This is a genomic window from Desulfuromonas sp. CSMB_57, from assembly GCF_020194955.2.
Lineage (GTDB): Bacteria > Desulfobacterota > Desulfuromonadia > Desulfuromonadales > Syntrophotaleaceae > JAFCIY02.
Genome location: NZ_JAFCIY020000023.1, coordinates 265,852 through 291,122, shown reverse-complemented (window position 1 = coordinate 291,122; position 25,271 = coordinate 265,852). Strand labels below are relative to the sequence as shown.

32 protein-coding genes are annotated in these 25,271 nt (G+C 62.3%); all 32 read left to right on the top strand.

Features of this window, described 5'->3' with window-relative positions; genetic code table 11:
* Nucleotides 1-4 precede the first annotated feature (4 nt).
* The 32 genes from JQN68_RS07455 (at nucleotide 5) to JQN68_RS07300 (ending at nucleotide 25,270) form a co-directional block, all read left to right on the top strand.
* Complete coding sequence (locus JQN68_RS07455; RefSeq protein ID WP_225071618.1) at nucleotides 5-661, top strand: flagellar hook assembly protein FlgD; 657 nt, start codon at nucleotides 5-7, stop codon at nucleotides 659-661.
* The gene (locus JQN68_RS07450) at nucleotides 658-1,032 is read left to right on the top strand and encodes a TIGR02530 family flagellar biosynthesis protein (protein WP_225071619.1); all 375 of its coding nucleotides are present in this window, start codon (nucleotides 658-660) and stop codon (nucleotides 1,030-1,032) included. Before JQN68_RS07455 ends, JQN68_RS07450 begins: the two co-directional genes overlap by 4 nt.
* Nucleotides 1,033-1,104: 72 nt before the next feature.
* Nucleotides 1,105-2,346, top strand: a complete 1,242-nt coding sequence (locus JQN68_RS07445; protein ID WP_225071620.1) for a flagellar hook protein FlgE — start codon at nucleotides 1,105-1,107, stop codon at nucleotides 2,344-2,346.
* Between the two features lie 338 nt (nucleotides 2,347-2,684).
* Nucleotides 2,685-3,455 (top strand): motility protein A, encoded by a 771-nt coding sequence (locus tag JQN68_RS07440; RefSeq protein WP_225071621.1) that lies wholly within the window; start codon nucleotides 2,685-2,687, stop codon nucleotides 3,453-3,455.
* A 9-nt stretch (nucleotides 3,456-3,464) separates the two neighbouring features.
* Nucleotides 3,465-4,220, top strand: a complete 756-nt coding sequence (locus tag JQN68_RS07435) for a flagellar motor protein MotB (protein ID WP_225071622.1) — start codon at nucleotides 3,465-3,467, stop codon at nucleotides 4,218-4,220.
* 17 nt (nucleotides 4,221-4,237) lie between these two features.
* Nucleotides 4,238-4,726 carry a flagellar basal body-associated FliL family protein gene (locus JQN68_RS07430; protein WP_225071623.1) on the top strand — a complete coding sequence of 163 codons (489 nt, stop codon included), beginning with the start codon at nucleotides 4,238-4,240 and terminating at the stop codon, nucleotides 4,724-4,726.
* A 10-nt stretch (nucleotides 4,727-4,736) separates the two neighbouring features.
* Nucleotides 4,737-5,735: a flagellar motor switch protein FliM gene (locus JQN68_RS07425; RefSeq protein WP_225071624.1), complete on the top strand. Its 999-nt coding sequence runs from the start codon at nucleotides 4,737-4,739 to the stop codon at nucleotides 5,733-5,735.
* A 215-nt stretch (nucleotides 5,736-5,950) separates the two neighbouring features.
* A complete protein-coding gene (fliN, locus tag JQN68_RS07420; RefSeq protein WP_225071625.1) occupies nucleotides 5,951-6,259 on the top strand; it encodes a flagellar motor switch protein FliN in 309 nt (102 codons plus the stop codon).
* An 8-nt stretch (nucleotides 6,260-6,267) separates the two neighbouring features.
* The gene (fliO, locus tag JQN68_RS07415; RefSeq protein ID WP_249621090.1) at nucleotides 6,268-6,651 is read left to right on the top strand and encodes a flagellar biosynthetic protein FliO; all 384 of its coding nucleotides are present in this window, start codon (nucleotides 6,268-6,270) and stop codon (nucleotides 6,649-6,651) included.
* A complete protein-coding gene (gene fliP / locus JQN68_RS07410; protein WP_225071627.1) occupies nucleotides 6,648-7,391 on the top strand; it encodes a flagellar type III secretion system pore protein FliP in 744 nt (247 codons plus the stop codon). The genes fliO and fliP overlap by 4 nt, the downstream gene beginning before the upstream one ends.
* A gap of 10 nt (nucleotides 7,392-7,401) precedes the next feature.
* Nucleotides 7,402-7,671, top strand: coding sequence for a flagellar biosynthesis protein FliQ (gene fliQ, locus JQN68_RS07405; RefSeq protein WP_225071628.1), 270 nt, complete (start codon nucleotides 7,402-7,404; stop codon nucleotides 7,669-7,671).
* Entirely contained in the window at nucleotides 7,671-8,447 is a 777-nt protein-coding gene (gene fliR / locus JQN68_RS07400; RefSeq protein ID WP_225071629.1) for a flagellar biosynthetic protein FliR, read from the top strand. Before fliQ ends, fliR begins: the two co-directional genes overlap by 1 nt.
* A 9-nt stretch (nucleotides 8,448-8,456) precedes the next feature.
* Nucleotides 8,457-9,512, top strand: coding sequence for a flagellar biosynthesis protein FlhB (gene flhB / locus JQN68_RS07395; protein WP_225071630.1), 1,056 nt, complete (start codon nucleotides 8,457-8,459; stop codon nucleotides 9,510-9,512).
* 151 nt (nucleotides 9,513-9,663) lie between these two features.
* Nucleotides 9,664-11,748 carry a flagellar biosynthesis protein FlhA gene (flhA, locus tag JQN68_RS07390; protein ID WP_225071631.1) on the top strand — a complete coding sequence of 695 codons (2,085 nt, stop codon included), beginning with the start codon at nucleotides 9,664-9,666 and terminating at the stop codon, nucleotides 11,746-11,748.
* The gene (gene flhF, locus JQN68_RS07385; protein WP_225071632.1) at nucleotides 11,738-13,039 is read left to right on the top strand and encodes a flagellar biosynthesis GTPase FlhF; all 1,302 of its coding nucleotides are present in this window, start codon (nucleotides 11,738-11,740) and stop codon (nucleotides 13,037-13,039) included. The genes flhA and flhF overlap by 11 nt, the downstream gene beginning before the upstream one ends.
* An 11-nt stretch (nucleotides 13,040-13,050) precedes the next feature.
* Nucleotides 13,051-13,959 carry a MinD/ParA family protein gene (locus JQN68_RS07380; protein WP_225071633.1) on the top strand — a complete coding sequence of 303 codons (909 nt, stop codon included), beginning with the start codon at nucleotides 13,051-13,053 and terminating at the stop codon, nucleotides 13,957-13,959.
* Nucleotides 13,956-14,723, top strand: coding sequence for a FliA/WhiG family RNA polymerase sigma factor (locus JQN68_RS07375; RefSeq protein ID WP_225071634.1), 768 nt, complete (start codon nucleotides 13,956-13,958; stop codon nucleotides 14,721-14,723). Before JQN68_RS07380 ends, JQN68_RS07375 begins: the two co-directional genes overlap by 4 nt.
* Nucleotides 14,724-14,732: 9 nt before the next feature.
* Entirely contained in the window at nucleotides 14,733-15,107 is a 375-nt protein-coding gene (locus JQN68_RS07370) for a hypothetical protein (RefSeq protein WP_225071635.1), read from the top strand.
* Between the two features lie 75 nt (nucleotides 15,108-15,182).
* Nucleotides 15,183-15,920 carry a flagellar hook-basal body protein gene (locus JQN68_RS07365; RefSeq protein ID WP_225071636.1) on the top strand — a complete coding sequence of 246 codons (738 nt, stop codon included), beginning with the start codon at nucleotides 15,183-15,185 and terminating at the stop codon, nucleotides 15,918-15,920.
* Between the two features lie 37 nt (nucleotides 15,921-15,957).
* Nucleotides 15,958-16,743: a flagellar basal-body rod protein FlgG gene (flgG, locus tag JQN68_RS07360; protein ID WP_225071637.1), complete on the top strand. Its 786-nt coding sequence runs from the start codon at nucleotides 15,958-15,960 to the stop codon at nucleotides 16,741-16,743.
* A gap of 9 nt (nucleotides 16,744-16,752) precedes the next feature.
* A complete protein-coding gene (gene flgA, locus JQN68_RS07355; protein ID WP_225071638.1) occupies nucleotides 16,753-17,484 on the top strand; it encodes a flagellar basal body P-ring formation chaperone FlgA in 732 nt (243 codons plus the stop codon).
* A gap of 1 nt (nucleotide 17,485) precedes the next feature.
* Nucleotides 17,486-18,178: a flagellar basal body L-ring protein FlgH gene (locus JQN68_RS07350; protein WP_225071639.1), complete on the top strand. Its 693-nt coding sequence runs from the start codon at nucleotides 17,486-17,488 to the stop codon at nucleotides 18,176-18,178.
* Between the two features lie 140 nt (nucleotides 18,179-18,318).
* The gene (locus JQN68_RS07345) at nucleotides 18,319-19,416 is read left to right on the top strand and encodes a flagellar basal body P-ring protein FlgI (RefSeq protein ID WP_225071640.1); all 1,098 of its coding nucleotides are present in this window, start codon (nucleotides 18,319-18,321) and stop codon (nucleotides 19,414-19,416) included.
* A gap of 23 nt (nucleotides 19,417-19,439) precedes the next feature.
* Complete coding sequence (locus JQN68_RS07340; RefSeq protein WP_225071641.1) at nucleotides 19,440-19,784, top strand: rod-binding protein; 345 nt, start codon at nucleotides 19,440-19,442, stop codon at nucleotides 19,782-19,784.
* 210 nt (nucleotides 19,785-19,994) lie between these two features.
* Nucleotides 19,995-20,285 carry a flagellar biosynthesis anti-sigma factor FlgM gene (gene flgM / locus JQN68_RS07335; RefSeq protein ID WP_225071642.1) on the top strand — a complete coding sequence of 97 codons (291 nt, stop codon included), beginning with the start codon at nucleotides 19,995-19,997 and terminating at the stop codon, nucleotides 20,283-20,285.
* On the top strand, nucleotides 20,285-20,644 hold the full coding sequence (locus tag JQN68_RS07330; protein WP_225071643.1) for a hypothetical protein: 360 nt from the start codon (nucleotides 20,285-20,287) through the stop codon (nucleotides 20,642-20,644). Before flgM ends, JQN68_RS07330 begins: the two co-directional genes overlap by 1 nt.
* A 1-nt stretch (nucleotide 20,645) precedes the next feature.
* The gene (gene flgK, locus JQN68_RS07325) at nucleotides 20,646-22,025 is read left to right on the top strand and encodes a flagellar hook-associated protein FlgK (protein ID WP_225071644.1); all 1,380 of its coding nucleotides are present in this window, start codon (nucleotides 20,646-20,648) and stop codon (nucleotides 22,023-22,025) included.
* A gap of 3 nt (nucleotides 22,026-22,028) precedes the next feature.
* The gene (gene flgL / locus JQN68_RS07320; RefSeq protein WP_225071645.1) at nucleotides 22,029-22,919 is read left to right on the top strand and encodes a flagellar hook-associated protein FlgL; all 891 of its coding nucleotides are present in this window, start codon (nucleotides 22,029-22,031) and stop codon (nucleotides 22,917-22,919) included.
* Between the two features lie 81 nt (nucleotides 22,920-23,000).
* Nucleotides 23,001-23,240 (top strand): carbon storage regulator CsrA, encoded by a 240-nt coding sequence (csrA, locus tag JQN68_RS07315; RefSeq protein WP_283775423.1) that lies wholly within the window; start codon nucleotides 23,001-23,003, stop codon nucleotides 23,238-23,240.
* Entirely contained in the window at nucleotides 23,237-23,659 is a 423-nt protein-coding gene (locus JQN68_RS07310; RefSeq protein ID WP_225071646.1) for a flagellar assembly protein FliW, read from the top strand. Before csrA ends, JQN68_RS07310 begins: the two co-directional genes overlap by 4 nt.
* A gap of 4 nt (nucleotides 23,660-23,663) precedes the next feature.
* Nucleotides 23,664-24,998 carry a motility associated factor glycosyltransferase family protein gene (locus JQN68_RS07305; RefSeq protein ID WP_249621089.1) on the top strand — a complete coding sequence of 445 codons (1,335 nt, stop codon included), beginning with the start codon at nucleotides 23,664-23,666 and terminating at the stop codon, nucleotides 24,996-24,998.
* Nucleotides 24,983-25,270 (top strand): hypothetical protein, encoded by a 288-nt coding sequence (locus tag JQN68_RS07300; RefSeq protein WP_225071648.1) that lies wholly within the window; start codon nucleotides 24,983-24,985, stop codon nucleotides 25,268-25,270. The genes JQN68_RS07305 and JQN68_RS07300 overlap by 16 nt, the downstream gene beginning before the upstream one ends.
* The last annotated feature ends 1 nt before the right edge of the window (nucleotide 25,271 follow it).

Genomic DNA, 25,271 nt, shown 5'->3' with positions numbered 1-25,271 from the left:
AGCCATGACAGCCATCAATTCCGTGACCAGCACATCCAATGCCCTCACCAGCAGCGTCAGCGCCCTGGGCAAGGACGATTTCCTGCTGCTGCTGGTCACCCAACTGCAGAACCAGGATCCCCTGAACCCCAACGATCCCACGGAGTTCACGGCGCAACTGGCCCAATTCAGCACCCTGGAACAGCTGTTCGCCGTTAACAGCCAGTTGCAAAGCCTGGAAAGCGGCCAGGCCAACATGCTGCAGATGTCCGCGCTGTCCATGATCGGCAAACAGGTGGCGGTTGAGACCGGCCAGGTTACCCTGGGCGCCGCCGATACCCGGCTCGGCTACTATCTGACCGGTGCGGTGGACCAGGTGGAGTTGGTGGTGCGCAACAGCCATGATCAAATCGTTGCGGTTCTCGAAGGCAGCAATCTCAAAGCCGGCCAGCACTTTTTCTCCTGGGACGGCACCGACGGCAACGGCAAACCCCTGGCCGCGGGCAATTACCAACTCGAACTCCAAGCCTGGCTGGGCGGCGAGCGGGTCAGCGGCGGTGCCCCCCTGGTGCGAACCACGGTGAGCGGGGTCGACCTGACCGGTCTCGACGGCCAACTCACCACCGCCGCCGGCGCCTTCAGCATGAGTGCCCTGGCCACCGTCAGTGCAGTGAGCCAATGACCGGTCCCATCCGCATCCTGCCGCAGCCGCTGCTGCCGACCGCCGCCAAACCGACCGCAGGCGGCAACCAGAAGAACGGCGGCTTTGCCGAAATCTTGGAGCGGCAACTGGAAAGCAAGGCCGTGGGATTCTCCCGCCATGCCCGGGAGCGCATGGATGGTCGCGGCATCCACCTGAACGACACGGACCTGGCCCGCCTGGACGGAGCCGTGGACCGGGTGGCGGCCAAGGGCGGGCGGGAGGCACTGGTACTGCTGGACGACAAGGCCCTGATCGTCAGCGTCAAACATCGCCAGGTGGTAACCGTGTTGGACTCGACCCAGCTCAAAGAAAACGTTTTTACCCATATCGACAGCGCCATTATTGCCTAGCCGAACCGGTCCTCTCGAGGAGGTTCGCGGACCGCCGACCGACCGACGCGGTCCCCACAAGGAGCGAACGACATGTCCCTTTCCAGCGCACTGTACAGCGGCATCAGCGGCATGAACACCAACGGCACCGCCATGTCCGTCATCGGCAACAACATCGCCAACACCAACACGGTCGGCTTCAAGTCCAGCCGCACCATCTTTTCGGACCTGCTGGCCAGTTCCGTCAACGGTTCCGGCGGCGCCTCCCAGGTCGGTCGCGGCACCGGCTTGGCCAAGGTCGACACCCTCTTTGCCCAAGGCACCTTCGAAACCACCAAATCGGATACGGACCTGGCCATCGAGGGAGAAGGCCTGTTCGTGGTGCGGGAAGCGGGCAGCGAAAACCTGCTCTTTACCCGGGCCGGTTCCTTTCGTTTCGACGGCAATGGCTACCTGATCACCCCGGAAGGCTACCGGATGCAGGGCAAACCCTACAACAACGGGGTGCTCTCCACCGGCGGTTCCACCGACATCCGGGTGGATATCAATGATGGTATCCCGGCCAAGATGACCGGCACCATCAATCTGTCCACCAATCTCGACGCCAATGCCGCCACCGTTACCGGAACCTTCGATCCCGCCGATCCGAGTACCTACAACTATGCCCACTCGACGGACGTCTACGATTCTCTGGGCAACACCCATCTGCTGACCACCTACTTTTCGAAAACGGCGGACAATAATTGGGACTGGCACGTGGTGGACGCGAACAACACCACGGTGTTCTCCTCCGCTACGGACGGCGGCTCCCTGGTGTTCGACACCAGCGGCCGGCAAGCCGCCGGCGGCACCACCACCCTCGGCCCCCTCAGCCTCGGTGCCGGCACCGCCCCCCAGAGCATCAATTTCGCCCTGCAGAACACCACCCAGTACGCCAACGATTCGCAAGTCATTTCCCATTCCCAGGACGGCTATGGTGCGGGCAATCTGACCAACATCAGCATCGACAATTCGGGCAACGTGCTGGCCAAGTATTCCAACGGCCAGCAGGTCAGCGTGGCGCGCATGGTGCTGGCCAAGTTCTCCAACTTCGGCGGCCTGCAGAAGGAAGGCAACAACCTCTACTCGGCCACCACCGAATCGGGTTCGCCGCGCATCGGCCTGCCCGGCAGCGAACTGGGCAACATCTTCACCAACGCCCTGGAGCAGTCGACGGTGGATCTGGCGGCGGAATTCGTCAAGATGATCACCACCCAGCGCGGTTTCCAGGCCAACTCCAAAGTCATCACCACCACCGATGAAATGCTGGCGGAACTGATCAATCTCAAGCGTTAGTGTCCCAAGCTGGATCAGTCAAAATATTGCCTCATAAAAATGCCCCGATTTTCGGGGCATTTTTTTATAATCAGAGGCCATTTCCGGCGCCACTTCCCCATTCGTGGTTCAATCCCCAATTCCATGAGTCAATTTTTCGACAAATGCCACCTTCTGCCGGCTTGCAAGAAACAGGACTCTCTTTATGGGCCCTGCTCGAAGCCTGCGAAACGGCCTTATCACGGCCTCCGGACAATTACCCGCGACGGTTGGCAAACATGGCACAATCCTTGCCAATCCTAGGCACCGACGGAACAACCCCATAGCGAATCAACAGCTGCTTGATTTCGAGGACACCCATGGACCTGTCAACCATAGTCGGCATACTGGCCGCTTTCGCTCTCATGAGTATCGCCATCATGCAGGGCGGCGCCTTTTTCATTTTCGTCAACATCCCGTCCGCGGTCATCGTCATCGGTGGCACCATCGGCGCCACTCTGGTGCATTATCCCTTCAAGGAGATGCTGGGCACCATCAACGTCATCAAGAAGGCGTTTTTCACCCATCACTTTTCCGCCGCCGAACGCATCGAGCAGCTCATCCGCTATGCCGGCAAGGCCCGCAAGGAAGGCATCCTGTCCCTGCAGAGCGTAACCCAGGAGGTCAGCGACCCGTTCTTTCTCAAGGGCCTGCAGATGGCCGTCGACGGCCATGAACCGGAGAAGCTCAAAGAGGTCCTGGATCGGGAAATCGAATATCTGGAGGACCGCCACGATCAGGGGGCGGACATCATGGTGGCCATGGGCACCTATGCGCCGGCCATGGGCATGATCGGCACCCTCATCGGCCTGGTGCAGATGCTGCAGACCATGAACGACCCATCCACCATCGGCCCGGCCATGGCCGTCGCCCTGCTGACCACCTTTTACGGTTCGGTCATCGCCAACGTGCTGTGCCTGCCCCTGTCCGGCAAGCTAAAGTCTCGTTCCCAGCAGGAACGCCTGGACAAAACCCTGATTGCCGAAGGTCTGCGTTCCATCCTCGAGGGCGAAAATCCGCGCATCCTCGAGCAGCGGCTGCACGCCTATGTTGCCCCCAAGGAACGTCATTCCCACTTCGGCAAGCGTTAGGAACCGATCATGGCCGACACCCCTCGTCGCAGACCCAAAAAGAAAGCGGATGCCGGAGCCCCGGCCTGGATGGTCACCTACAGCGACATGGTCACCCTGCTGCTGACCTTTTTCGTGCTGCTGTTGTCCATGGCCAACCTCGACAAACGCAAATTCTTCGATGCCCTCGGCTCTTTGAAAGGCGCTTTTGGCTTCCTGCAGAGTTCCTCCGTCAGCGAGGTCAACAAACCACAGCTGATCAGCTACGCGCCCATGGACGACGACTATGTCAGCCGCCTCTACAACCGAATCCAGACCATGCTGACCCGGCTGCGCATCGATCGGGATATCGACCTGGTCAAGGATCGGGGCGCCGTGGTCTTACGGGTCAAGGACTCGGTGCTCTTCGACCTGGGACAAACCCAACTTAAACCCGAGGCCCATCCCGTCCTCCGGGAAATCGCCAATCTGGTGCGACCTTTGCCCATGCTGCTGCGCATCGAAGGCCACACGGACGATCTGCCCACCGGCAACCCCCAGCTCACCAACTGGGACATATCGGTGCAGCGGGCCGTTTCGACCCTCAAGTTTTTTGCCGCGGAGGGCCTGCTGCCCCTGGATCGGCTGTCCGCCGTCGGCTATGGCGACCAGCGACCCGTGGTCCCCAATACCGGTCCCGGCGATCGGGCCGTGAACCGACGGGTCGAATTTGTTCTGGAAAACCTCAATGATTACCGGGAAAAACTGCCTTATCTCATCGACGCTGCCGATCAGATGCCATTTTGACAGAGAGGGAAAATACCATGGCGGAAAAAAACCCCTTAGCTGAGGACGCCGCCGGCCGCGGCAAGAAGAAAATACTGCTGTTCGTCGTCATCGGCCTGCTGCTGTTGGCCGGCATCGGGGCCGGCGTGTTCTTCTACACCCGTTCCAAAACCCCAACGGAGGGCGAGGAGGCCGGCGCAACAGGTAAGTCGGGCAAAACCCGCTCCGGCCTGATGGTGGAAATCGAACCCTTCATCGTCAATATCCTGGATATCGAGGGTACCCGCTATCTGAAGGCGGCCATCACCCTGGAGGTGGACGGCAACGAGGCCATCAAGGAAGCCAACGAGCGCATGCCGCAGATCCGCGACGGCATCCTGCTGCTGGTCAGCAACAAGACCTTTGGCGAAGTCAGCGACCTGCAGGGCAAGCTGCAGCTGCGTGCGGAACTCATCAACGAGGTCAACAGCGCGCTGCGCCGGGGCAAGGTGCAGAAAATCTATTTCACGGAGTTCGTCGTCCAGTAGGGAGCCCGTCGTGGAACGTATTCTGTCCCGGGAAGAGATTGCCGAACTGCTGTCGGCGGTGCATGGCGGGGACCTCCCCGCCAAGACCGAAGAACCGTCGCCAAGCCAGGCCGGCGAGCGCCGCATCACCCGCCTCGACCTGGTTTCGCAACAGGGGCCGCGTCACTACAAGCTCGAAAACCTCGATCTGACCCTGGACGCATTTGCCCGCAATTTCGGCATTTCCCTGACCAATCGCCTGCAGCGCAGCGTTGCGGTACGCCGCGACGGCATCGAGGTGCATGACTTCGATGCCTATCTGGACCAACTGTCCGGAAGGGAAGCGCTGGCCGTCATCCGCCTCGATCCCCTGCGCTGGCGTGGCCTGATCATTCTCAGCGAAAACCTGTCCTTCTACATCATCGAGCACCTTCTGGGAGGGGTCCGGGATTCGGGACCCATCCTGCCGGGACGGCCCTTGACGGTAATTGAAACCAACCTGCTGCGCGGCGCCATCACCGATGCCTGCCTGGACCTGGACAAGGCCTTCCATCCCCTGGAAAACCTGGAGTGCTCGGTGGTGAAGATCGAAAGCTCGCCGCGCCTGGTCAACATCGTGCCGGCCGACGCCGCGGTACTGGCTTTGCGGTTCAGCGTCTCCGGGGAGTTCCGCACCGACGGCCTGACCCTGCTCATTCCCCAGGCCGCCATGGAACCCCTGAAGGAAAAGATGCGCGCCCGCAATGCCGCCTTTCCCGAAACCCAGGATCGGCCCTGGCAACTGCACCTGGAACAGGAAATCAAACAGATGGACATCGGCCTTTCGGCGCGCCTGACCACTCTGAATCTGACCGTGCGGGATATCCTCAATTTCCAGGAAGGCGACGTGCTGGACCTGGGATGCACGGTGAACGCGCCCCTGCAGGTTCTTGCCGAGGGCCAGAAAAAGTTTCTCGCGGCCGCCGGTGCCCACCAGGGTAAAAAGGCGGTGCGCATCATCGGCCGCGCCGGCCTCAACGGTCCGACCTGATGCTTCGGCTTGGTACCTGTTCGGCAAAGGGTCTCGGGGCCCCCGCACCGAGGGTGTCTGGCGCCCGGATGGCGCCGGTCAAGCCCCAGGGATGGGTTCATGCGGCCCTCGGCGTGGGGGTCGCGAGACCCTGCTCTCAGGTTGCTGAACAGTTGCTCGGATTCATTGTTTTCCCCGGATGCCCCTGACGGGTATTTTCATCCAACGAGGTACTCATGACCAACAGCCCGGACCAAACCAAAACCGCCGCCCAGGATCGCGAAGTCCGCGAGCTGGGTTTTCTGCTGGACATTCCCCTGGAGGTGTCCATCGAAATCGGCCGGACCCGCATTCTCATCAAGGACCTGCTGCAGTTGCAGGAGGGCACCATCATCGAACTGGACAAGCTGGCCGGGGAACCCCTCGATCTCTACGTCAATTCGCGCCTCATTGCCCGCGGCGAAGCGGTCATGGTCAAGGACCGCTACGGCCTGCGCCTGACGGACGTGGTCAGCCCGGCCGAGCGCCTGGAAAACCTGGGCTGAGGACGCCGATGATGGCGAGATGTCTGTTACTGTTTCTGCTGCTGGTGCCGACACCGGCCCGGGCCGCCGTCGAGTCGGCCGGCGGCGGCACCCTGTCCGCCGGTCTGCGCCTCTGGGGCGCCATGCTCCTGGTACTGGCCCTGATCCTGCTGCTCTACGCCGCCAGTCGCCGCTGGATGAAATGGCTGCCCGGCAATCGGGAAGCGACCATCCGGATCCGCGAGACCCGCCCCCTGGGACCGCGCAAGGCCCTCTGCCTGGTGGAAGTTCGCGGCCGGGAACTGCTGCTGGGGGTAACCGCCGAGCGCATCGAGTTGCTCTGTCGGCTGGACGACTCCCAGCCGGGTTCCTTTGATCAGACCCTGCAACAACACCTGGACCTGCCATCGTGAAACGCTCATTTTTCTACAGCCTGCTTTCGCTGCTGCTCCTGCTGCCCGCCACGGCCTGGGGCCAGAGCCTGGCCACCATCTCCATCGGCGTCGGCGATGCCGCCGGTCCGGGCCAACTCTCCACCACCATGCAGATTCTGCTGGCGCTGACCATCCTCTCCGTCGCGCCGGCCATCCTGCTCATGACCACGGCCTTCATCCGTCTCATCGTGGTGCTGTCCTTCCTGCGTCAGGCCATGGGCACCCAGCAGATGCCGCCCAATCAGGTGGTGGTCGGGCTGGCCCTGTTTCTGACCTTTTTCATCATGGCGCCGGTTTTCAACCAGGTTCATGAAACCGCCCTCAAGCCTTTTTTCGCCCAGCAGATCAACCAGCAGCAGGCCCTGGAACGGGCGGTCGTGCCCCTGCGCGAATTCATGTTCCGCCAGACCCAGGAAAAGGAATTGGCCCTGCTGATGGAAATCTCCGGGCAACCGGAACCCAACGGCCGCGAGGACGTACCGACCATGACCCTGATTCCGGCCTTCATGCTGTCGGAACTGAAGCGGGCCTTCATGATCGGCTTCATGGTCTACATCCCCTTTTTGGTCCTGGACATGATCGTGGCCTCAGTACTCATGTCCATGGGCATGATGATGCTGCCGCCGGTCATCATCTCCCTGCCCTTCAAATTGCTGCTGTTCGTACTGGTGGATGGCTGGACCCTGATTGTCAGTTCCCTGGTGCAGAGCTTCGGTTAGGAAAGAGACCATGTCCCCTGAATTCGTCGTCACCCTGGGCCGCCAGGCGGTGGAAACGGTCCTGCTCCTGTCTGCCCCCCTGCTGCTGTCCGGCTTGGTGGTCGGCCTGGTGGTAAGCATCTTCCAGGCCGCCACCCAGATCAACGAACAGACCATGACCTTCATTCCAAAGATCGTCGCCGTGTTCGTCACTCTGATCATTTTCGCCCCCTGGATGATCCGGGTCATGGTCAATTTCACCGCCCAGATCTTCCGGGGCATCGCCACGGTTGGCGGTTGATGCGCATCGAATTGTTCGAGATCGGCAGCATCCAGGGTTTTCTGGTCTGCGCCACCCGCATCGCCTCCCTGATCGGCACCATGCCGGTGTTCGGCAGCCCGCAAATACCGATTCGCATGCGCATCGGCCTGGCCCTGGCCGTGGCCCTGGCGATCTTTCCGGTACTGGCGCCAGGTCTGCCGACAGGCCCCCTGCCCCCCTTCGGCCTGTCCCTGCTGGTAGCCCAGGAAAGTCTGGTGGGTTTGATGATCGGCTTTGTCGCCCGCCTGGTTTTCAGCGCCGTGGAACTGGGCGGCTCCGTCATCGGCTACCAGATGGGCTTCGCCGCCGCCAACGTCCTCGATCCCCAGAACCAGCAGCAATCGCCCCTGATTGCCCAGTTCCAGAATGTTCTCGCCCTGCTCATCTTCCTGGCCCTGGACATGCACCACCTGTTCTTGCGGGTGATTGCCGATTCCTATCGGCTGTTGCCGGCCGGCACCCTGTCCCTGGGGGGCGGCGCGGTGCCCTTCATGATCAATCTGACGGGCGCCATGTTCAGCCTTGCCATCCGCTTCAGCGCCCCGGTTCTGACGGTACTGCTGCTGTCGGGCCTGGTGCTGGGTCTCATGGCCCGGGTGTTTCCCCAGCTCAACGTCTTCATGCTCTCCTTTCCCGTCAACATCGGTATGGCCCTGGTTGTCATGGGCTTGACCATGCATCTCATGGCGCAGATGCTGACCGTGGAGTTCGCCGCGCTGCAGAATCGCTTTCTGCAGCTGCTGAGCCTCCTGTAGGGAGAGGCCATGGCGGATACCGACCAGGAAAGAACCGAACAGGCCACCGCCAAGCGACGACAGGATTTTCGCGAAAAAGGCCAGGTGGCCCAGAGCAAGGAGATCAACAGCGCCGCACTCATGACCGCCACGGTCCTGCTGTGGCTGTTTTACGGCCCCATCTTCTGGCGGCGGCTGAGCAGCTTCATGGCCGGCTGGTGGCGGCGCGCGGCCTTTTTCGAGGTGACCGCCGTCTCCGTGGTGCGCCTGACCGTCGACCTGGTGAGCGAAATGGCCCTGCTGCTGGCGCCGGTGCTGCTCATGACCCTGGTGGTGGGCTTCTTCGCCAGTTACCTGCAGATCGGCTGGCTGCTGACCAGCAAACCCCTGGAGCCGGATTTCACCAAACTCAATCCCCTGCCGGGCATGGCCCGGCTGTTTTCCAAGCGCTCCCTGGTCGAAGCGACCAAGTCCGTGCTCAAGGTATTGCTGGTCGGCGTCGCCGCCTACAAGGTGGTGGCGGCCAATTTCGACCAGGCCCTGGACCTGGTGGCCATGGATGTGCCCGATACCGTGGCCTTCCTCGGCCGGGTGGCGCTGCGCATCCTGATGCAGACCTGCGGCATCATGATTCTGCTCGGCCTGTTCGATTTTCTGTTCGTGCGCTGGGAAATGGAACAGAAAATGAAAATGACCAAACAGGAGCAAAAAGAGGAATTCAAGGAGAGCGAAGGGGACCCCATGGTCAAGTCCCGCATCCGCTCCCTGCAGCAACAGGCCGCCCGACGACGGATGATGGCCGAGGTACCCAAGGCGGACGTGATCATTACCAACCCCACGCACCTGTCCGTGGCCCTGGCCTACGATCGCTCGCGCATGAACGCCCCGCAGGTGGTGGCCAAGGGCGCCGACGCCGTCGCTCTGCGCATCCGGGAAATCGCCCGCGAAAACCGGGTGCCCCTGGTCGAGAACGTCCCCGTGGCCCGCGCCCTGTTCAAGGTCGACCTGGGCCGGGAAGTGCCCGAAGAGATGTTCCAGGCCGTGGCCCAGATTCTGGCCTATGTGTACGGCTTGAAGAAAAGATAACTGCAGATAGAAGACTGAAGGCTGAAGGCTGAAGGCTGAAGACTGAAGGAAATCCCCAGGCAGACGTCCTGCTTTCGACATAAAGGGCAGTTCTAAGTCCTTAACTTCAGCCTTCGGTCTTCAGCCTTCAGCCTCCATTAAAGGACTTACAATGCCGACCACCAGCCTGCCCAACGATTGGAAATCCCTCCTGCTGCGCAGCGACGTCGTGGTCGCCGTGGGCCTGGTGGCCATCCTGATGGTCATGATTTTGCCCATGCCGTCCTTTCTGCTGGACATATTTCTGTCACTCAACATCACCGTCTCCCTGCTGATTCTGGTCATCTCCCTGTATACGGCCAAGGCCCTCGATTTCGCCATGTTTCCGTCGGTGCTGCTGGCCACCACCCTGTTCCGGCTGTCCCTCAACGTCTCCTCCACCCGCCTCATCCTGCTGCGCGGCAACGAGGGACCGGCGGCGGCCGGGTCCGTCATCCAGTCCTTCGGCCAGTTCGTGGTCGGCGGCAATTACGTGGTCGGCGTGGTGGTGTTCGTCATCCTGGTCATCATCAACTTCATGGTCATCACCAAGGGCGCCGGCCGGGTTGCCGAGGTGGCGGCACGCTTCACCCTGGACGCCATGCCCGGCAAGCAGATGGCCATCGACGCCGATCTCAACTCGGGATTGATCAACGAAAGCGAGGCCCGCACCCGTCGTCAGGAAATCGCCGGCGAGGCCAGTTTCTACGGCGCCATGGACGGCGCCAGCAAATTTGTCAAGGGCGACGCCATCGCCGGCATCATCATCACCGTCATCAATATCGGCGCCGGCTTCATCATCGGCGTGGTGCAAAAGGGCATGGCCGCCGGCCAGGCGGCGGAGACCTACACCATCCTGACCGTCGGAGACGGTCTGGTGGGCCAGATTCCGGCCCTCATCATCTCCACCGCCGCCGGCATCCTGGTGACCCGCACCGCCGGGCAGGAGGATTTCGGCAGTGCCCTGAAAAACCAGTTCACGGTTCATCCGCGGGCCTTGTGGGTGGTGTCCGGCATCCTGCTGCTGTTCGCCCTGATTCCCGGCCTGCCGCACATCCCCTTCTTTCTGCTGTCCGGCGTTCTGGCCTGGCTGGCCCATGTGGTGCAGAAACAACAGACGGCGGCCGCCGACGACCAAAGCCTCGAGGCGGCCCGGGCCCAGACGCCGAACGAAGACAATTACGAGGAAATGCTGTCCGTCGATCTGCTGGAACTGGAGGTCGGCTACGGCCTGATTCCCATGGTGGACGCCAATCAGAACGGCGAAATGCTGCCGCGCATCCGCTCCATCCGCAAGCAGTTCGCCCTGGACATGGGCTTCATCATTCCGCCCATTCACATCAAGGACAACCTGCAGCTGCGACCCAACGAATACGCGGTGCTGCTCAAGGGCACGCGCATCGCCGGCGGTGAGATCATGCCCGGCTATCACCTGGCCATGAATCCGGGCATCGCCACGGAGCCGTTGAAGGGGGTGGCGACCACGGAACCGGCCTTCGGTCTGCCGGCCACCTGGATCACCGAGGATCAGAAGGAACGTGCCCAGATCGCGGGTTACACCGTGGTCGACGGCACCACCGTGGTCACCACCCATATCAGCGAAATCATAAAACGGCACGCTTACGAGCTGATTGGCCGACAAGAGGTACAGAACTTGCTATCACAGCTTGGCAAGAACTATCCGAAGCTGGTCGAAGAATTGACGCCGAACCTGTTGCCCCTGGGTATCATCATGAAAGTACTGCAGAATCTGCTGCGAGAACAGGTTTCCATCCGCGACTTGCGGAGCATCCTGGAAACCCTGGCCGACTGGGCCGGCGCCACCCAGGATGCCGATCTGCTGACCGAACAGGTTCGGCAATCCCTGGCCCGCGGCATCAGCAGCCGCCTGGCAGCTGACGGCGAGACCTTGGAACTGCTGACCCTGGAGCGTTCCCTGGAGGAAACCATCGAAGAATCGGTCCACCGCACCAGCGACGGCAGTTATCTGGCCCTGAATCCGGCCACCGCCCAGGCGTTTCTGGAGAGCCTGGCGCGCACCCTGCAGAACGGCCACGGCGGCACGGCGCCCATCCTGCTCTGTCCGCCAACGATTCGTCCGCATGTCAAGCGATTGACCGAGCGTTACCTGCCCAACCTGATCTGCCTGTCCCACAACGAAATCGCGCCGCATCTCAAAGTGCGTTCCACGGGAACTGTGAGCATCCATGCTGGTTAGAGTCTTTGAAGCCGACACCATGACCGCGGCGCTGAAGAAGGTCAAGGAGGCCCTTGGCCCCGATGCCCTGATCCTCTCCACCCGCACGGTGCGGAAAAACGGCCTGGGCATGTTTCGCAAACCGATCTGCGAAATTACCGCCGCCATCGACGATCCCGCCGAAGCAGGCCGGGCCGCAGGTACGCCGCAACCGGAATCGCCGGGCGGCCCGCAAGCGGCCGTCCCGCCGGTGAATCTGGCGACCAGAGCGGATGCCGAGGCCCCGGAAGACACCCTGACCTACCAGGATCTGTGGCGGCAGCGCCGGGTCATCGACCCCTTGGAAGAGGAGGTCCGGGAACTCAAGCAACAGGTGAACGGCAACGGTCTGGCGGCGGTGCGCAGTGAAATCGACGAACTCAAGGCCATGCTCAGCCAATTGGCGCGCACCCATGTCCCGGCCGAAACCGCCTCACCGGCCGCTCCGGTTGATATCCCGCGCCCGGCGTCCCGCAGCGGCGCCGAGGTCCAGGAGATGGCCCTGCTGCAGGGGACACTGGCGCGGCTCGGCATCAGCGGCGAGGCGGCGGCGCAATTGGAGCAGTTCGCCTGGGAGCAGCTCTCCCCCCGGCAGCTGGCCGATCCCCAGCGCATCGAAGAGTTCCTGGCCGGTGCCGTGGCCCAGCTGATCCGGGTCACCGGCCCATTGCAGTCACGTCCCGGCCGTCAGCGCTGCATCGCCCTGGTGGGACCGACGGGGGTCGGCAAAACCACCACCATTGCCAAGATCGCCGCCGGACAGCGCATGGCCGGGCTGCAGCGCATCGCCCTGCTGACCATCGACACCTATCGCATCGCGGCGGTGGAGCAACTGAAGGTGTACGGCGAGATCATGGGCCTGCCCGTCGAGGTGATCCTCAACCCCGAGCAATTGCAGCAGGCCTTGCTGCGCCATGCGGACAAGGATCTGATCCTCATCGATACCGCCGGCCGCAGCCCCCGGGACGAAGCCAGCCTGGCGGAACTGGAACTGTTTCTCGGCCCTGAACGGGGCACGGAAAACTGCCTGGTCCTGTCCGCCACCACCCGCGATCTGGAACTGCGGGAGACCGTCCGCCGGTTCGGCCGTCTGCCCCTGCACAGCCTGATTTTCACCAAATTGGATGAGTGCGAACAGTGCGGCACCCTGCTCAACATCGCGGTGCAGCAGCGTTTGCCTCTGTCGTTTCTGACCAATGGCCAGCGGGTGCCGGAAGACCTGCTGGTAGCGGAACCGGGCGCCATCGCCCAATTCATCACCGGAGCCCAGTGAGAGAATCTGCCATGAATGTCCAATTCGATCAAACCGACCAAGCCGAAACCCTTCGCACCATGCAGGATCCGGCCGGCCAACCGAGGGTGTCGGCCGCGGCCGAAGCGCCGTGCCGGGTCATCGCCGTTTCCAGCGGCAAGGGCGGCGTGGGCAAAACCGCCATGGTGGCCAATGTCGCCATGGCCCTGGCGCAAATGGGCAAACGGGTACTGATCATCGATGCCGACCTGGGCCTGGCCAATATCGACGTGGTGTTCGGACTCAACCCGCCCTTCAACCTGAATCATTTTTTCGGCGGTCAGAAAAGCCTGCCGGAAATCATGGTGGAAGGTCCCCACGGCATCAAGATTCTGCCCGCCGGTTCCGGCGTTCAGCAGTTCACCCAACTCGAACCCATGCAGCGCATGCGGTTCATCGAGGACCTGGATGCCCTGCATGAAGACTTCGACGTCGTGCTCATCGATACCGAAGCCGGCATCTCCGAAAACGTCACCTACTTTACCGTGGCGGCGCAGGATATCGTCATCATCACCAGCCCGGAACCGACGGCCATCACCGACGCCTATGCCCTGATGAAGCTGCTGTCGACCCGCTATCACCAGAACCGGTTCCTGCTGGTGGTCAATTCGGTTGCCAATGTGGAGGAAGGGCTCGACATCTACCAGAAGCTGACCACGGTGGCCAACCGCTACCTGTCCATTTCCATCGAATATCTGGGCTGCATTCCCTTCGACAAGCGCATGCGCGAAGCCATTCAGCGACAGAGCCCGATGATGCAGCTCTATCCGGCCAGCAAGGTCGGGGAGTCCTTCATCAGCTTCGCCAAGAACTTCATCAGTCAGGGCAACGAGCCGCAAGCCAAGGGAACCTTGCAATTTTTCTGGAAGCGACTGCTCTCCTTCAATTCCAAGGACACATGATGAATCAGCTGCCGGTATACGAAACCCTGCGCGGGGACGACAAGGACCGCCTGATCAAAAGCCATCTGTACATGGTCAGCTTCATCAGTGAGCGCATGGTCAGCCAGGTGCCGTCCTTCATGAATCGCGAGGATATTGCCAGCGCCGCCATGGTCGGCCTGGTGGACGCGGCCAACCGTTTCCGGCCGAGCCTCGGCATCCTGTTCAAGACCTTTGCCGAAAAACGCATGCGCGGCGCGGTACTGGACGAGGTGCGGCGCATGGACTGGTTTTCCCGCACCCTGCGACAGAAGCAGTCCCGCCTGGCCGCCGTCATGGAAGACCTGGAGGGCAAGCTCGGCCGGCCCGCCGAAGAGGAGGAAGTGGCCGCCGCCATGCAGATGCGCCTGGAGGAGTACCGCGACCTGCTCGCGGAGGTCAGCTGCCTGGGCTGCATCAGCCTGCATGAAACCATCGACGACAGCGACAGCAGTCCGACCCTGATGGACAGCATGGTCGATCAGCAGAGCAAAAACGCCTTCGAGATGCTGGAAGAAAGCGAGCTGACCCGGGAACTGGCGGCCCAGATCGAACGTCTGACGGAAAAGGAGCGGCTGGTGGTCTCCCTCTATTATTACGAGGAACTCAGCCAGAAAGAGATCGCCGAGGTGCTGGAACTGTCGGAAGGCCGGGTCTCCCAACTCCACAGCCAGGCCCTGCTGAAGCTGAAGGTCGGCTTGGGACGCGAACGCAAACGGGCCGCCGCCGGCCGCAACCAGCGCTGAGGTTTCGCCATGAGCCTGCATCTGACCTCTATCCTGGCCGCTTTTTTCGCGGTGGCGACCCTGCTGCTGGCCCTGCGGCTGCGGCAGCTGGAAAAGCACCTGACCCGCCTGCAGCCGGCTTCCATGGCTGGCAAGGAGGCCCGCTCCGCCGTTCACGACCTCCGGGCCTTTGACGGTCCCCTGCTGCAGGCGGCCCTGCAACAACGACTGCAGCAGAATGGCGAACAGCGGCAGCCGCCGGAAATCTACCGTCAGGCCGCCGAACTGGCAGGCCGGGGTCTGTCGGCGGAGCGCATCAGCGAATTGCTGCAGTTGCCTGCGGAACAGGCCCGTCAGGTGGTGCGACTGCGGCGGCATTTGAGCTCCGGCCCGGAGCGGACCTGAACAATCCGGGCTAAAGATAAATCCTCCGCCTGCCGACATGGGAACTGTAGCGAAATTCCACCGACGAGGTTCAGCATGAGCTCAGGTACTTACACCGCCCTTTCCGGGGCCCTGGTTCGGGAGCGGCTGATGGATACCATCAGTCACAACCTGGCCAACAACCAGACGGTCGGTTTCAAAAAAGGCCAGGCGGTTTTCAAAACGGTGCTCGAACAGGCCAGCAACGGCCGCACCATCGAGCGCATCAATCTGGCGGAAATCGTGGAGGGCTTTACCGACTTCTCCCAGGGCACCCTGATGCCGACCCAGATCTCGACCCACTTGGGCATCGACGGGCCGGGCTTTTTCAAGGTGCAGGACGAAGCGGGCAACCTCTATTACACCCGGCAGGGAAACATGCGCCTCGACGACCAGGGCCGGATGATCAACAGCCAGGGCATGCTGCTGCTCGGCGAGGATCAGCGGCCCATCGTGCTGCCCGATCCGGAGGTCACCATCGGCCAGGACGGCACGGTCCTGCTGGCCGACGGCCAGACCCGCCGCATCCCCCTTTACACCTTCGAGGACATGTCCGTGCTGCAGCGCAACGGCGGCAACCTGTTTCAGGTTGAGAACGGCCGGGAAGACCAGCTCGAGGTGCGGGTCGCGGATCCGCAAATCCATCAGGCTCACCTGGAAAACGCCAATATCAACCTCATGGAGGAAATGAGCCGCATGGTCGAAGCGACCCGGGTTTTCGAAGCCTGTCAGAAAATGCTCAAGACCTACCATGCCCTGGCCGAAAAGGCCAACCAGCTTGGCACCTTGAGCTGACCTTTTACCTTACCCCGCAGCAAGGAGCAGATAAATCATGATCAGGGCACTGTGGACCGCCGCAACCGGAATGGAAGCCCAGCAGATCAACATGGACGTCATCGCCAACAACCTGGCCAACGTCAACAGCGTCGGCTTCAAAAAGAGCCGGGCCGACTTCCAGGATGTCCTCTACCAGACCATCAAGGTGGCGGGCACGGACGCCGCGGGCGGGGCCGAGCAACCGACCACCATCCAGGTCGGTTTGGGTTCGCGCGTGGCCGCCATCCAGAAGGTTTTTTCCACCGGCGATATTCAGCAGACCGGCAACAGCCTGGATCTGGCCATCGAAGGCGCGGGCTTCTTCCAGGTGCGCATGCCCGACGGCGAACTGGCCTATACCCGCGCCGGGGCCTTCAAAAAGGACGGTACCGGCCGCCTGGTGACCTCCAACGGCTACCCCCTGGAACCGGAGATCGTGATTCCGGAAAACGCCACCAGCATCGCCATCGGCCGCTACGGCACCGTCGAGGTGCTGCTCGACGGCCAGAGCGAACCGACTCAGGTCGGCACCATCACCCTGACCCGCTTCGCCAACCCCGCCGGCCTCATGGCCCAGGGCAGCAACCTCTACACCGAGACGCCCACCACCGGAGCGCCGGTGACGGGAAATCCCGGCGAGGAGGGTTTCGGCAGCCTTGCCCAGGGCTACCTGGAAGGCTCCAACGTCAGCATCATGGAGGAAATGGTCAACATGATCGCCGGTCAACGAGCCTATGAAATCAATTCCAAGGCCATCAAGACCGCCGACGAAATGCTGCAGATGACCAACAACCTGGTCTAGGACGAATTGATGAATACCCCCCTGCACCGGATTCTGCGCCGCGGCCTGCTGTCCCTGCTGCTGGTGCTGGCTTTGAGCCAGGCGGCCGGCGCCACCGGCGGCACCACGACCATCGGGCCGGAACGCATCCGTCAGGTTCTGAACAATTACCTGCGGCAGCAGCAGCCCCGCTTTCCCGGCGCCGACCTGCGGTTTCGGGAGATACAGACCCTGCCGCCCTTCACCGTTCCGGCCGGCCGTTTGAGTTGGGAAGTGACCCCCGGCCACCCCAACATCCTCAGCAGCCAACGCTTCAACGTGATCCTGCGGGCCGACGGCCAAGTAGTAAAAAACATCTCCCTGCGGGCGGTGCTGGAAGCCCTGGCGCCGGTGGCGGTGGCCCGTACCGACCTGCCCCGCGGCGCCATCATCGGCCCCGACGATTTCGACATGGTCACCATGGAAATCGGCAGTCTGCGCCAACCCTGCCTGGATGAAGATGCCTTGGTGGGCAAGAAACTGCGCCGCGGCATGACCATGGGCAGTGTCTTTTCCCAAGCCATGTTGGAAATCCCGCCCCTGGTCAAACGCGGCGAAATGGTCACCATCCAGGCCCGCAAAGGCCCGCTGCTGCTCACGGCCCGGGGCCAGGCCCAGGAAAACGGCCGTGACGGGGATGCCATCCGGGTGAAAAACCTTTCTTCCAACAAGGAAATCATCGCCACGGTTACCGCCCCATTGGCCGTGCAGGTGGAGTTCTGACATGATCCGAGGCTTCCTGTTTTTGACTCTGACAGTCGGCCTGCTGCCCACGGGCTGCACCGCCATTCCTCCCAAAACCCGCGATCCGGCCGCGTCGGCGGCCATCGCCCGGCAGGTACCCATCGAGCGGCCGGCCACCGCCGGCTCCCTGTGGACGGAGAATCGCGGCAGCCTGTTCCGGGATACCAAGGCCCGCCAAATCGGCGACCTGGTTACCGTCGCCATCTATGAGCAGGCCAGCGCCAGCAAGCAGGCCGCCACCTCCAGCGCCCGCAACAGCAGCAATGCCGCCGGCATTACCAATTTCTTCGGGCTGGAAAGCAACCTGAGCAACCTGGGCGGCGCCATCGATCCGACGAAACTTGTCAATACCAGCTACAGCAACAGTTTCGACGGCAGCGGCAGCACCTCGCGCAAAGAGGACCTGGTCGCCACCCTCACCGCCCAGATCGTGGAGGAACTGCCCAACGGCACCTTCCGCATCGAGGGCGGCAAAACCGTCACCGTCAACAACGAGGACCAGATCATCGTCCTGTCCGGCATCGTCCGGCCTACGGACATCAGCGCCCAGAACATCGTGAACTCCCGGCACATCCTCGACGCCGACATCAGCTACCGTGGCAAGGGGGTGATCAGCGACAAGCAGCATCCCGGCTGGATGACCCGCATCCTCGATCACGTGTGGCCGTTCTAGAAAAGCAGGCTGAAGGCGGATAAAAGACAGGCTGAAGACTGAAGTCCGAAGGCTGAAGGTAGGTCAAATGCTTTGATTTTAAAGATTTTTCTTCAGTCTTCAGCCTTCGGACTTCAGCCTTCCCTTTAAAGGAATTTTCCATGCTGCAACGCGTTCTGACCATAATCTTCGCTTTACTCCTGATGGCCCTGCCCTTCTCGGCCCAAGCCACACGCATCAAGGATATCGCCCAATTGCAGGGGGTGCGCAGCAACCAGCTGGTGGGCTACGGCCTGGTGGTGGGTCTGAACGGCACCGGTGACAGCGCCAGCACCCAGTTCACCACCCGCTCCCTGGTCAGCATGATGGAACGGCTGGGGGTCAATGTGGATGGCAACGTCAAGGTCGACAATGTGGCGGCGGTCATCGTTACTGCCGAGTTGCCGCCTTTCGCCAAGGCCGGTTCCAACATCGACGTGCTGGTTTCCTCCATCGGCGATGCCGACAGCCTGGCCGGCGGCACCCTGCTCATGACGCCCCTCAAAGCTCCCGACGGCAGCACCTACGCCGTCGCCCAGGGTTCCCTCATCGTCGGCTCTTTGGCCTTTGGCGGCAAGGCGGCCACGGTGCAGAAGAACCATCCCACTTCGGCCCGCATCCCGGGCGGCGCCATGGTCGAGCGCGAGGTGGCCTTCGCCCTGGATCCGGGGCAGGATCTCATCTACCAGCTGACCAGCCCCGACTTCACCACCATCAGCCGCATGAGCGCGGCCATCAACAACCATTTCCGCGCCCCCCTGGCCCAGCCCCAGGACAGCAGCAGCCTGCGCATCCAGGTACCGGAGCAGTTTCGCGGCCAGTTGGTCAACTTCATCGCCGGCCTCGAGAATCTGCCGGTGCAGCCGGATGCCGTGGCCCGTATCGTGGTGAACGAAAAAACCGGGACCATCGTCATGGGCGAAGGGGTTCGCATCGCCACGGTGGCCGTCTCCCACAGCAACCTGAATCTGGTGATCAGCGAGCGGGATCAGGTCTCCCAGCCGGCCCCCCTGTCCAAGGGGCAGACCGTGGTGGTGCCGGATACGGAGATCGAAATGACGGAGGAGGCGGGCAACCTGGTGGTGATGGAGATGGGCGTCAACATCGGCGACGTCGCCAAGGCCCTGAACGCCATCGGCGCCACCCCCCGCGACCTCATCGCCATCTTTCAGGCCATCAAGGCCGCAGGCGCCCTGCATGCGGAACTGGTGATTTTGTAAAAAGCTTTTTACAAGGAAATGCCATGAACTCCCCTATCCGACCCACCCTTACCACCGCCCCCGCTGCCAGCGAACGCAACACCGAAAAGGAGCGGCTGCAAAAAGCCTGTCAGGATTTTGAAGCCATCATGCTCAAAAGCCTTCTCAAGGAGATGCGCGCCAGCGTGCCCCAGGACGGTCTGCTGGGCACCGACAGCGGCCGCGAGATGATGCAGGATCTGATGGACCAGGAAGTGGCACTGCAGATGGCCCGCACCCAGGGCATCGGCATCGGCGACCGTCTTTACGAAACCTTCCGGCGCCACCTCGGCGCGACGGCGCCGCAACCGGCCACCCTGCCGCCCGCCGACTCCCCAAAGGATAAATAATCGCAGCTTGATCAGATACCGCATTGGCGCCGCTCGCCGTGCAGCCTGCCGGGATATTATCTCTGGACAGCCCATCCAAAAAACTTCTAAACTTTCCCGGCATACCCGCCGATATGGTGCCTAAGGGGGAATTTCTTCCGTAAGGATTCGCCCTTCGCTGCCCCGGCAGATGGCAGCTGAACATGGAAGTTCAAACCGCAGGGGACGAACATGACGATTAAAATTTACGGCAATAACGGCTTGGGCCCCATCCAGCAGATCAAACACGGCAAGAAGGCCCAGGGCAGTTCGCAGACGGAGAGCCAGAGCACCGACCGGGTGCAGTTCTCCTCGGTCATCAACGAGACCCTGCGCGCCCGCGAAGCGGCGCCGACCCAGGAAAGCCGGCGCTCGGAAAAACTGCAATCCCTCAAAGAGCAGATTGCCGAAGGCAGTTATAAGCCCGATGCCAACAAAGTCGCCGCCAGTCTGCTCAAATTCCTGGCTGAAAGTCAAAGCTGATGAACGCCTCGGCCCTGACCCGGCAACTGCAGCAGCTGCATGAGCTGATCCTCGAGGAGCGCGAGCACGCCAAAGCGCTGCGCGTCACCGAGATGCTGGCCGTCGCCGAGGTCAAGGAACAATTGCTGCAGCGGATCGAGTTGGCCGAGCCCGACGAACTGGATGGCGAGGTGCGGCAACTGGCCACGACGGTGCGCGAGGAAAACCGCCGTAACGCCTATCTGTTCTGGGCCGCCCTGAACTGGCTGCGGGAGCTGATGGGATTTTTCCGCCAGCAGGCCGCGCCGCCTGCCTATGGCTGCGGTGCCGTGCCGGTGCGCGCCGACAATCCCGGTTTGCTGCTGTCCGGGAGGATCTGATATGAGCGGGCTCTCCAGCGCCCTCAACCTGGGCAAAAGCAGTCTCGCCACCCATCAGAAGCTCATCGAGGTGGCGGGCAACAACATCGCCAACGTCAACACCCCCGGCTACTCCCGCCAGGTCGCCAACCTGGCTACGGTACCGGCCCTGAACATGCGCGGCTTTCTGGTCGGCCAAGGGGTCACGGTCAGTTCCGTACAGCGCGAGCAGGACGTGTTTTTGACCCGCCAGTTGCGGGACAAGAACGCCGCCCTGGGCGAGCAGGCCGCCAAGACCTCCCATCTGACTGAGCTGGAACGCATCTTCGATATCGGCGACAATAGTCTGAGCGGCCGCATCAACGAGTTTTTCGATGCCTGGCAGCAATTGTCGGCCAATCCCGGCGGCTCTGTGGAACGCAATGCCGTTTTGCAGCAGGGCGCCCTGGTGGCCGACGGTTTCCAAACCGCCCAGAAGGATCTGCAGCGCCTCGGCAGCCAGATCGATGACACCCTGGCTGCCAAACTCGGCGACATCAACCTCAAGCTGCAGCAAGTCGCCGACTTCAACCAGCGCATCAGCACCGTCGAAGCGACCGGCGTGAGTGCCAACAGCGACCGCGATCAACGGGATCTGCTGCTGCAGGAACTGTCCTATACCCTCGGCGTCCAGGCCTACGAGAACAGCAACGGTACCGTTTCCGTGCAACTGGGCAACGGCCTGCCACTGGTGGAAGGCAATCGGGCCATGTCCCTCGAAGCCGGCCAGGATGGCGACAAGATGACCTTCGCCGTCAATCTCGGCAGCACCACTCGACCCCTGGACGGCAACAGTCTGGGGGGCGAATTCAAGGGCCTGCTGTCCCTGCGGGACGAACTGATTCCCCAGGTTCAGGGGCAGCTCGACCAACTGGCCCATGCCCTGGTCACAGAGGTCAACGCTCTGCATGCCGCCGGTACCGGCCAGGACGGCTCCACGGGCGTGCTGTTTTTCCGGAACCTGACCAATGCTTCCGGTGCGGCGGCCGGCATCGGCGTCGCCATTACCGACAGCCGGCAGCTGGCCGCCGGTCAGAACGCCGGCGAGGGCGACAACCGCAACGCTCTGGCCATGGCCGCCCTGGCGGAAAGCAAGGTACTGGGAGGCACGGACACCTTTACCACCTTCTACGGCAACCTGGCCTCGCGGGTCGGCCTGGCCGGCGCCCAGAACCGGCTCTCCCAGACCGGCCTGGAAGATACCCTGGTGCAGCTGCAGAACCTGCGCGACAGCAAGGTCGGCGTCTCCCTGGAAGAAGAGATGATCAACCTGATCCAGTTTCAGCGCGGCTTCGAAGCCTCGGCCAAACTTTTGACCACCGTGGACGAAATGATGGAAACGGTGCTGTCCATCAAGAGGTAAGCCATGCGAACCACCCTGACCGCCACCTACCGCTCCCTGCAGGCCAACCTGAACCGCTCCGGCGTGCGACTCCAGGATCTGCGCCTGATGGCGGCCAGCGGCCGCAGGATCAACCGCCCCTCGGACGACCCGGCGGCCATCGCGCCCATGCTGCAGACCCAGGATCGCCTGCGCGCCGCCGGGCGCTACCAGTCCACCATCAGCACCACCCTGGGGCGCATGGACAATCTAGACAGCCGCATGGAGCAACTGGAAAATCTCATGGTCCAGGCCAAGGAGATTGCCATCGCCGCCGGCAACGGTTCGGCCAGCGAATCCGACCGCGCCAGCTACGCCCAACAGATTCAGTTGCTGCGCGAGGAGGTGTACCATCTGGCCAATGCCCAGGAGGACGGCAAGTACCTGTTCGCCGGTTATGCCCAGGGCAGCAAGCCCTTTCCGGATGCCGACGACCCGCTGACCTATGCCGGCGACGACGGCATCATCGAGATGGAGATCGGGCCCGGGGAAAAGGTCCGCACCAACCTGACCGGCGCCGAACTGTTTCAAGGCGCGGGCGGCGGCGTCAATCTGCTTGCCGTGCTGGCGGAACTGGAGCAGAACATCACCGCCGGCGATGCGAGCGCCCTGAGCAACCAACTCGACCGTCTCGACCAGGCCGCCGACCAGGTCCGCAGCCAGCGCAGTCTGATGGGCACCCTGGCGCAGCGGGTGGAACGGGCCGGCGACCGCATGGCGGATTACAAGGACGACATGACGGCACTGCTGTCCAATTACCGAGACGCCGATCTCATCGAAACCTATTCCCAACTGGCGCAGCAGGAGCAGGCCTTTACGGCCGCCCTCAGCGTCACGGGCAAAATCAGTCAACTTTCCATTCTCGACTACCTGTAAGGGGAGACGTTCCGGACCTCGGTTTTTAACCGCCATCAAGAATATCCCCATACCAGCGTTTCATCTGCCAGGGAGGGCGCCATGCTGGTTCTGACCAGAAAACCCGGTGAAGGCATCGTCATCGGGGACGACATCACCATCACCATCATCGAAGTCAAGGGCGGCGGCATTCGTATCGGCATCGACGCGCCGAACGACAAGAAGATCTTCCGCCAGGAAATCTATCAACGCATCTGCAGCGAAAACCGGGAGGCCAGCCAGTGGAACCTTGCCGATCTGGACATTTTGACCCATGCCATGGCGAAAAAGGAGCAACCGTGAAGCGCATCATCAAAAGCCGCTTTGGCGACATCGAATATGACCCGGCCAACACCCTGCACTTTCCGGAAGGGCTCATCGGCTTTGAAAACCTGCGGGACTTCATCGTCATGCCCAACCAGAAGCAGGGGCCGTTGTTCTGGATCCAGAGCGTCGACGACCCGGACATCGCCTTCGTCCTCACGGATCCGACCAACTTCTTCCTCGATTACCGGGTGCTGCCGGATCGCCGCGAGCGGGCCAAATTGGATATCGCCGACGGCGACGAGGTCCACTCCCTGGCCGTGGTCACCGTGCCCCCCGATCACAAGGTGACCCTGAATCTCATGGCGCCCATCCTGTTCGCCCCGGCCACCAACCGCGCCATCCAGGTGGTGCTGGAAAACAGTCCGTGGCAGACCCGGCAGCCGCTGCCGGCGTGAGGGGATGTTGACGATGCCGCCGACGGCACCCGGGTCCGCGCCGACCACCGATTACCTGGCAGCCAACTATGCCTCCCTCGCCCGCCGTTGGCCGCGCGTGGCCGCCGCCGTCGAAGCGGCCATCGGCAACCTGCCGGAGTTTGCGTGGCTGGAGAAGCCGTGTCCGACCCTGGTGATTGAGGGCATCCAACTGACCAGCGCCCATGATCGCGACAAGGAGGCGACGCTGCAGGCCACGCGGATACCCGCCGGAAGCCGCAGCGCCCGGGTCTACGGCATGGCCTTGGGGGACGTGCCCCGGTTGCTGTTGCAACGCCCGGAACTCCGGGATTTGCAGGTCGTGCTGTTCAACCCCGGCGTGGCTGCCCTGAGCCTGTACTTTTTCGACCATCGCGACTGGCTGGACGATCCGCGCGTCAGCCTGGTGGTTGCCGGACCCGACGATACCCTGCAGCAACCCTATGCCGCCCTGCCCGCCTGCCTGCACCTGGCCGACGATGCTGCCAGCCGACTGCGCGACCTGATCTGCCTGGATCTGGCCACCCCCTTTATTCGCAAACGCCATCAACCGGACAATCCGCACCTGCGGCAACGTCTGACGGACAATGCCGCTTATGTGGCGCAAGACCCGTCCATCGAGGCCCTGTGCGGTACCTTCCCGGGTCGGACGGCGGTGGTCGCCGGTGCCGGTCCGACCCTCAGCGACCATTACGGCTGGCTGAGAGACAGCAAACCGGGACCGCTCATCGCCGTCGACGCCGCGGTCCGTCCCCTGCTGGCCGCCGGCATCATCCCGGACGTGGTGGTCGGCATCGACGGGCATGCCGATATTTTCGACCTGTTTTTCAAGGATTTGGATCTGACCCTGTTGCGCCGCAGTGCCCTGGTCTATTTCCCCGTCGTGCAACCGGAACTCCTGAAATACTGGCCGGGCCAACGCCATGCCGCCTATTCCGATGCCCCCATATATTCGGAACTGGCGGTCCGACACCCCAAAGAGCGGCTGTTCTCATCCGGCAGCGTCATCCATCCGGCCACGGATCTGGCCACCCGACTGGGGGTGGAGCGAGTTCTTTTCGCCGGCGCCGACTTCTCCTTCCCCGGCGGCCAGAGCCATGTCGCCGGCTGCAGCCAGGCCCGCCCGGCACAGGGCAGTCATTGGGTCCTGAACGGTCACGGTGAACGCCTTCCGACCCTGCCCAATCTGCGCGCCTATCTGCGGGACCTGGAGGAATTCATCGCCGGGAAAACCGGCATTCAATTTCGCAATGCCGGCAGTCGCGGCGCGGCCATCCGCCATGCGCCCCTGCTTGAGGATCCGCCATGGACGGAAATTTGACACTCACGGCGTCAGGGCTGGTCGCCATCGCCGATGCCTTGCGAATGGGATTGGAGGCCGAAGGCAACGAACGCCTTGCGCAGCAGTACGAAATTCTCGCCCGGAAACTGGCGGACATTCCGCCTGGTCATCAAGCCGGCTTCACCGCCCTGCTGCAGAAGATCCTTGCGGCTCAATCCCGCCAGGATGTCATCGGTTTGGCCGACCTGTTGGAATACGAATTGCTACCACAATTGCGAATCCTTCAACTCCTCGCCGAAACCACTCAGTAAA